The sequence below is a fragment of the Streptomyces sp. NPDC059080 genome, assembly GCF_042739975.1.
GTDB classification, from domain to species: domain Bacteria; phylum Actinomycetota; class Actinomycetes; order Streptomycetales; family Streptomycetaceae; genus Streptomyces; species Streptomyces benahoarensis.
Genome location: NZ_JBHYGX010000013.1, coordinates 42,531 through 49,760, shown reverse-complemented (window position 1 = coordinate 49,760; position 7,230 = coordinate 42,531). Strand labels below are relative to the sequence as shown.

Sequence of the window (7,230 nt, the reverse complement as noted above, 5' to 3'; positions counted from 1 at the left end):
GCGCGCGCGCGCGCGCGCGCGGTGCGGGGGGTGTGCGGCCCCCGCCCCCCCCCGCCCCCCCCCCCCCGGGGGGGGGCGCCGCCCCCCCCCCCCCCCGGCCGTGCGTAATCTTCCGCGGGGCGTCCGCCTCGTGGGAACTGACACCGGTACCTGATACGGCCGGTGCAGCAATGAAGGAGAAACACCATGCCGAAGCCCGCCAAGGGTGCCCGTCTGGGCGGCAGCGCGGCGCACGAGCGTCTCATGCTGCGCAACCTGGCCACCGCGCTCTTCGAGCACGGCCGCATCACGACGACCGAGGCCAAGGCCCGCCGTCTGCGCCCGTACGCCGAGCGTCTCGTGACCAAGGCGAAGAAGGGCGACCTTCACAACCGCCGCCAGGTCATGCAGCTGATCTCGGACAAGAGCATCGTGCACACGCTGTTCACCGAGATCGCCCCGCGGTTCGAGAACCGCCCGGGTGGCTACACCCGCATCACCAAGATCGGTAACCGCCGTGGCGACAACGCTCCCATGGCCGTCATCGAGCTGGTGGAGGCGCTGACCGTGGCCCAGCAGGCCACCGGTGAGGCCGAGGCCGCCACCAAGCGTGCGGTCAAGGAAGACGCGCTGAAGAAGGACGCCGCCGAGGCGACCGAGGCGCCGGCCGAGGAGTCCAAGGACGCCTGAGGCCGCTGAGTCCCGCGGGCGGGCCCGTTCCCTTCGGGGAGCGGGCCCGTTCCGTTTGCCGTGCTCTGAGAGGATCGACGGGTGAGCGATGAGGTGGAGCCCGGGCACGTCCGGGTGCGGCTGGATCTTTCGTACGACGGCGCGGAGTTCTCCGGCTGGGCGAAGCAGCGCGAACGGCGCACCGTCCAGGGCGAGTTGGAGGAAGCGCTGCGGACGGTGACCCGTTCCGGCGAGACGTATGAGCTGACCGTGGCCGGGCGGACGGACGCCGGGGTGCACGCGCGCGGGCAGGTGGCGCATGTGGATCTGCCCGCGGAGCTGTGGGCCGAGCACGGTGACCGGCTGCTGCGGCGGCTGGCGGGGCGGCTGCCGAAGGATGTCCGGGTGTGGCGGGCGGCGGAGGCGCCGTACGGCTTCAACGCGCGGTTCTCGGCAGTCTGGCGGCGGTACGCGTACCGGGTCACCGATCATCCGGGGGGCGTGGACCCGCTGCTGCGCGGCCATGTGCTGTGGCACGACTGGGCGCTGGACGTGGACGCGATGAACGCGGCGTCGCAGGCGCTGCTGGGGGAGCACGACTTCGCGGCGTACTGCAAGCGGCGTGAGGGGGCGACGACGATCCGTACGCTTCAGGAGCTGAGCTGGGTGCGGGACGCGGACGGGATCGTCACGGCGACGGTGAAGGCGGACGCGTTCTGTCACAACATGGTGCGTTCGCTGGTCGGCGCGCTGCTGTTCGTCGGGGACGGGCACCGGCCGGTCGACTGGCCGGGGAAGGTGCTGGCCGCGGGCGTGCGGGACTCGGCGGTGCATGTGGTGCGGCCGCACGGGCTGACGCTGGAGGAGGTCGGCTACCCGGCCGACGACCGGCTGATGGCGCGGAATCTGGAGGCGCGGAACCGGCGGACGCTGCCGGGGGCGGGGTGTTGCTGAGCGCGGGACGGTTGCGGCTCGCGGGCCCGCCCGGGGGCGCCGACCGGGTGTGAGGCCGGGCGCGGGGCTGAGCTGCGGGCCCGGCCCGGTACCGGGCCGGGCACCGCGGGCGCCCGCCCCTGCTGGTCAGCCCTGCTGGTCCTGCGTCTGGGCGGCCTTCGCCGCCTGGTCCTTGCCGCGCTGGATGATGCGGGCGAAGGCGTAGGACTCGCCGTCCCGGCCGATCTGGAGGGCGGGGGTGGACTTCTCGGTGACGCGCTCGCCGTTGAGGTACCCGGCGATGGTGAAGTACGCGTACCGGCCGGTGGCGTTGGCGGTCATCCGGCAGGCGGTGCCGCGGCAGAACTCCTCGCCGACGTGGCCTCCGGCGAGCGGGGCGAGGTTGCCCTGGGCCTTCGCCTTGACACGTTCGGCGGCGTCGGCGGAGTCGAGGGCGGCGATGCCGATGGTGACTGCGACGCCGTCCTTGGTGTAGGTGGCGCGCAGCAGCGTCTCGCAGCCGTTGTGCTTCAGCAGTGAGCCGAGCGCGCCCTGGGTGCCCGCGGTGCAGTCCTTCGACGCGGACTCCGCGGTGCGTGGATAGGTGTGCTCGCCGATGACCATGGCCTTGTCGGGGAAGAGGGCGGCCGTGGTCAGCGGGGCGCGGTCCTTCGTACGGTCCGTGATGTAGTCCCGCGGGTTGGGCGGCGGGGGGACCGAGACGTCGGAGAAGGACGGGTGCGGTTCCGGGGTGCCGGAGCCGGAGGCGGCCACGTCATCGGGGTGTTTGTTGCCGGAGGTGCCCCCGACGAGCATGGCGGTCACGACGATGCCCGCGACGGCGAGGGCGGCCAGTGCACCGCCGCCGATCATCAGCCAGCGCTTGCGCCGGGCGCCCGCCTCGCTCTGCTCGGCGAGTGCCTCCCAGTCCGGGGTGGAACCGGATCCCCCTGGGCCGTCGAACGGCCCCCCATGCCCAAAGCTCATGCCGCGCATCCTAGCGACCCGGTGCGGTGCGGGAACCGGTGCTCCCGTCCCCGTAATCCGGTTGGGGAATACGGCGGCGGGCGGCGACAATCCGGTCCATGGGACATGTGGAAGCCGGGCATCTGGAGTACTACCTGCCGGACGGGAGGGTGCTGCTCGGGGACGTCTCGTTCCGTGTCGGCGAGGGCTCGTCGGTGGCGCTGGTGGGGGCGAACGGCGCGGGCAAGACGACGCTGCTGCGGCTGCTCGCCGGGGAGCTGACGCCGCACGGCGGGTCGGTCACGGTCGGTGGCGGCCTCGGGGTGATGCCGCAGTTCGTGGGGTCGGTACGGGACGAGCGGACCGTGCGTGACCTGCTGGTCTCCGTCGCACAGCGGCGGCTGCGGACGGCGGCGGAGGCGGTGGACGCGGCCGAGGAGGCCGTGATGACGGTCGACGACGAGGCCGCGCAGATGGCGTACGCGCAGGCGCTCAGCGACTGGGCGGAGGCGCGCGGCTACGAGGCCGAGACGGTCTGGGACATGTGCACCACGGCCGCGCTGGGGATGCCGTACGAGAAGGCGCAGTGGCGGCTGGTGCGGACGCTCTCCGGGGGTGAGCAGAAGCGGCTGGTGCTGGAGTCGCTGCTGCGCGGCACCGACGAGGTGCTGCTGCTGGACGAGCCGGACAACTATCTGGACGTGCCGGGCAAGCGGTGGCTGGAGGAGCAGCTGCGGCGGACGAAGAAGACGGTGCTCTTCGTCAGCCACGACCGGGAGCTGCTGGCGCGCGCCGCCGACAAGATCGTCAGCGTGGAGCCGGGGCCCGCCGGGTCGGACGTCTGGGTGCACGGCGGCGGCTTCGCGACGTACCACGCGGCGCGCAAGGAGCGGTTCGCGCGCTTCGAGGAGCTGCGGCGGCGCTGGGACGAGAAGCACGAGCAGCTGAAGAAGCTGGTGCGGAACCTACGGCAGGCCGCAGAGAACAGCCATGAGCTGGCCTCGCGCTACCACGCGGCGCAGACCCGGCTGCGGAAGTTCGAGGAGGCCGGGCCGCCGCCGGAGCCGCCGCGGGAGCAGGAGATCACCATGCGGCTGCGCGGCGGCCGCACCGGCGTACGGGCCGTGACCTGCGCGGACCTGGAGCTGACGGGGCTGATGAAGCCGTTCTCGCTGGAGGTCTTCTACGGCGAGCGGGTCGCGGTGCTGGGCTCGAACGGCTCCGGCAAGTCGCACTTCCTGCGGCTGCTGGCCCAGGACGCGGAGCGTCCGGTCACGCACACCGGGCAGTGGAAGCTCGGCGCCCGGGTGGTGCCCGGGTACTTCGCGCAGACCCACGCCCACCCGGAGCTGACCGGCCGCACCCTGCTCGACATCCTCTGGACGGAGCACGCCAAGGACCGGGGCGCGGCGATGAGTGCGCTGCGCCGGTACGAGCTGGAGCGTCAGGCGGAGCAGCGGTTCGAGCGGCTGTCGGGCGGGCAGCAGGCGCGGCTGCAGATCCTGCTGCTGGAGCTGGCGGGCGCGACGGCGCTGCTGCTGGACGAGCCGACCGACAACCTCGACCTGGACAGCGCCGAGGCGTTGCAGGAGGGCCTGGACGCGTTCGACGGCACGGTGCTGGCGGTGACGCACGACCGCTGGTTCGCCCGCTCCTTCGACCGCTTCCTGGTGTTCGGCGCGGACGGCGTGGTCCGGGAGACGACGGAGCCGGTGTGGGGCGAGGGGCGCGTGGCGCGGGAGCGGTGAGGGCGGCCGGAGCGCGTACGGGTACGGCCCGTGCGAGCGGGGAAGCCGGTCCGTACGGGGCCGGGGCCCGTAGGGGGAGGCCGCGGGGGCACCGGGCCGGGGTCCCCGGCGGCATCCCGGGGTCGTCCACCGGTTCGAGCCGCGTTTTGACCCGGCCGGGGGCGGGCCGGTATTCTGCCAGTTCGTTATGCGTATTGGCTTGCTCTATCTCACGTGAGGGGCCCTTACGCCGGCCACCGGGCCGATGAACCGGCGGCGGACGATCGGGTTGCGTCACCCGTAGCGCCGCACTGCCGGTCCGATCGACCGAGGTGCCAGTACAGGACCCCGTCTCCTGAGCCTCCTCCGGAGGAGTGGGAGACCCCATCACTGAAGAAGCGAAGGCTACGACCGTGCGTACGTTCAGCCCCAAGCCCGGCGATGTCCAGCGCCAGTGGCACGTCATTGACGCGCAGGACGTTGTCCTGGGCCGTCTGGCCTCTCAGGCCGCGTCCCTTCTGAGGGGCAAGCACAAGCCGGTGTACGCGCCGCACGTTGACACCGGTGACTTCGTCATCATCGTCAACGCCGACAAGGTGCACCTGTCCGGCAACAAGCGCAGCCAGAAGCTGGCCTACCGCCACTCCGGTTTCCCCGGTGGTCTGCGTTCCGTCCGGTACGACGAGCTGCTCGACAAGAACCCCGAGAAGGCCGTCGAGAAGGCCATCAAGGGCATGCTCCCCAAGAACACCCTCGGCCGTCAGATGCTCTCGAAGCTGAAGGTCTACGCGGGCGCCGAGCACCCGCACGCTGCTCAGCAGCCGGTCCCGTTCGAGATCACCCAGGTCGCGCAGTAAGTCCGGCCACCCCCTAAGACGAAAAGAATCTGAGGAGCATCGTGGCCGAGACCACTCCCGAGACCGTCATCGAGAACGAAGACGCCGTCGAGGAATACACCACCGAGACCGAGGTCGTGGAGGGTGAGTACACCTCCGAGTCCCTCGCCTCCCGCTTCGGCGACCCGCAGCCGGCCGCCGGCCTGGGCCGTCGCAAGAACGCCATCGCCCGCGTCCGGATCGTTCCGGGCACCGGTCAGTGGAAGATCAACGGTCGCACCCTTGAGGGTTACTTCCCCAACAAGGTGCACCAGCAGGAAGTCAACGAGCCCTTCAAGGTGCTGGAGCTCGACAACCGCTACGACGTCGTGGCCCGCATCTCCGGTGGCGGCATCTCCGGCCAGGCCGGTGCGCTGCGCCTGGGCGTCGCCCGTGCGCTGAACGAGGCGGACGTCGAGAACAACCGCGGTGCCCTGAAGAAGGCCGGGTTCCTCAAGCGTGACGACCGTGCGGTCGAGCGCAAGAAGGCCGGTCTCAAGAAGGCCCGCAAGGCGCCGCAGTACAGCAAGCGCTAATCACGCCTGCTGCGCGCGCAGCACGTGGCGAACGCCCCGGTCGGCACTTTCCGTGCAGCCGGGGCGTTCGGCTATCCGGGACCAGCGCCTCATCCGGGCGTCCGGGGGCGTATACCTGGACGCAATGCTCTGGTTCAAGCTCATCTATGCGGAGGACACCAGTGGGACGACTCTTCGGAACGGACGGGGTGCGCGGTGTCGCCAATGCGGATCTGACGGCGGAGCTGGCGCTCGGTCTGTCGGTCGCTGCGGCGCACGTACTCGCAGAGGAGGAGTCGGGGCACGGTCGCGCCCTGGAGGGGCGCAGGCCGGTGGCCGTCGTCGGGCGGGACCCGCGGGCCTCCGGTGAGTTCCTGGAGGCGGCGGTCGTCGCCGGGCTGGCGAGCGCCGGGGTGGACGTGCTGCGGGTGGGCGTGCTGCCGACCCCGGCGGTGGCGTATCTGACCGGTTCGCTCGGCGCGGACCTCGGCGTGATGCTCTCCGCGAGCCACAACCCGATGCCCGACAACGGCATCAAGTTCTTCGCCCGCGGCGGCCACAAGCTCGCCGACGAGCTGGAGGACCGCATCGAGCGGACGTACCGGGCGCACGCCTCCGGTGAGCCGTGGGAGCGGCCGACCGGCGCCGGGGTGGGCCGGGTCTCCGCCTACGACGAGGGCTTCGACAACTACGTCGCGCACCTCGTCGGGGTGCTGCCCAACCGCCTCGACGGCCTGAAGGTCGTCATCGACGGGGCGCACGGCGCGGCGGCGCAGGTCTCGCCGGAGGCGTTCGCGCGCGCCGGTGCGGACGTCGTCGCCATCGGCACGGACCCGGACGGCCTCAACATCAACGACGGCTGCGGCTCGACCCACCTGGGGCTGCTGCGCGCCGCGGTCGTCGAGCACGGCGCCGATCTGGGCCTGGCGCACGACGGCGACGCGGACCGCTGCCTGGCCGTGGACCGCGCGGGCAACGAGATCGACGGCGACCAGATCCTCGCCGTCCTCGCGCTCGGGATGCGCGAGGCGGGGACGCTGCGGAAGAACACCGTCGTCGCGACCGTCATGTCCAACCTCGGCTTCAAGCTGGCGATGGAGCGGGCCGGGATCGAGATGGTGGCGACCGCGGTCGGCGACCGCTACGTCCTGGAGGAGATGAAGGGGCAGGGTCTCGCGCTCGGCGGTGAGCAGTCCGGGCACGTCATCGTGCTGGACCACGCCACCACCGGCGACGGCACGCTCACGGGCCTGATGCTGGCCGCGCGGGTCGCCGCGACGGGCCGGGGCCTGGGCGAGCTGGCCGCCGTGATGGAGCGGCTGCCGCAGGTACTGATCAACGTCCCCGACGTCGACAAGTCGAAGGTCGCGACCTCCCCGGCGCTGACCGTGGCGGTCGCCGAGGCGGAGCGGGAGCTGGGCGCGACCGGCCGGGTGCTGCTGCGTCCGTCGGGTACGGAGCCGCTGGTGCGGGTGATGGTCGAGGCGGCCGACATCGAGCAGGCGCGGGCGGTCGCGGAGCGGCTGGCCGACGCGGTGAAGTCGGCGCTGGGCTGAGCCCGCCGTC

7 protein-coding genes are annotated in these 7,230 nt (G+C 72.1%); 6 read left to right on the top strand and 1 reads right to left on the bottom strand.

Annotation, left to right across the window (positions count from 1 at the left end):
- Nucleotides 1-186: 186 nt before the first annotated feature.
- Complete coding sequence (gene rplQ, locus ACFWWQ_RS13485; RefSeq protein WP_384594956.1) at nt 187-669, top strand: 50S ribosomal protein L17; 483 nt, start codon at nt 187-189, stop codon at nt 667-669.
- A gap of 81 nt (nt 670-750) precedes the next feature.
- Nucleotides 751-1,602, top strand: coding sequence for a tRNA pseudouridine(38-40) synthase TruA (gene truA, locus ACFWWQ_RS13480; protein ID WP_384594953.1), 852 nt, complete (start codon nt 751-753; stop codon nt 1,600-1,602).
- Between the two features lie 126 nt (nt 1,603-1,728).
- On the opposite strand, the gene ACFWWQ_RS13475 is transcribed toward truA, so the two are convergent.
- The gene (locus ACFWWQ_RS13475; protein ID WP_384594950.1) at nt 1,729-2,568 is read right to left on the bottom strand and encodes a hypothetical protein; all 840 of its coding nucleotides are present in this window, start codon (nt 2,566-2,568) and stop codon (nt 1,729-1,731) included.
- A gap of 98 nt (nt 2,569-2,666) precedes the next feature.
- On the opposite strand from ACFWWQ_RS13475, the gene ACFWWQ_RS13470 reads away from it, so the two are divergent.
- The 4 genes from ACFWWQ_RS13470 (at nt 2,667) to glmM (ending at nt 7,220) form a co-directional block, all read left to right on the top strand.
- On the top strand, nt 2,667-4,295 hold the full coding sequence (locus ACFWWQ_RS13470) for an ABC-F family ATP-binding cassette domain-containing protein (protein WP_384594947.1): 1,629 nt from the start codon (nt 2,667-2,669) through the stop codon (nt 4,293-4,295).
- A gap of 392 nt (nt 4,296-4,687) precedes the next feature.
- Nucleotides 4,688-5,131, top strand: coding sequence for a 50S ribosomal protein L13 (gene rplM / locus ACFWWQ_RS13465; protein ID WP_030283422.1), 444 nt, complete (start codon nt 4,688-4,690; stop codon nt 5,129-5,131).
- A 41-nt stretch (nt 5,132-5,172) separates the two neighbouring features.
- The gene (rpsI, locus tag ACFWWQ_RS13460) at nt 5,173-5,685 is read left to right on the top strand and encodes a 30S ribosomal protein S9 (RefSeq protein ID WP_143940054.1); all 513 of its coding nucleotides are present in this window, start codon (nt 5,173-5,175) and stop codon (nt 5,683-5,685) included.
- 161 nt (nt 5,686-5,846) lie between these two features.
- Nucleotides 5,847-7,220, top strand: coding sequence for a phosphoglucosamine mutase (gene glmM / locus ACFWWQ_RS13455; protein ID WP_384594942.1), 1,374 nt, complete (start codon nt 5,847-5,849; stop codon nt 7,218-7,220).
- Nucleotides 7,221-7,230 lie beyond the last annotated feature (10 nt).

Bases quoted from the DNA above. Each gene is read 5' to 3' on its own strand.
- rplQ (WP_384594956.1), top strand. From the start codon at position 187: ATGCCGAAGCCCGCCAAGGGTGCCCGTCTGGGCGGCAGCGCGGCGCAC.
- ACFWWQ_RS13470 (WP_384594947.1), top strand. From the start codon at position 2,667: ATGGGACATGTGGAAGCCGGGCATCTGGAGTACTACCTGCCGGACGGG.
- ACFWWQ_RS13475 (WP_384594950.1), bottom strand. From the start codon at position 2,568: ATGAGCTTTGGGCATGGGGGGCCGTTCGACGGCCCAGGGGGATCCGGT.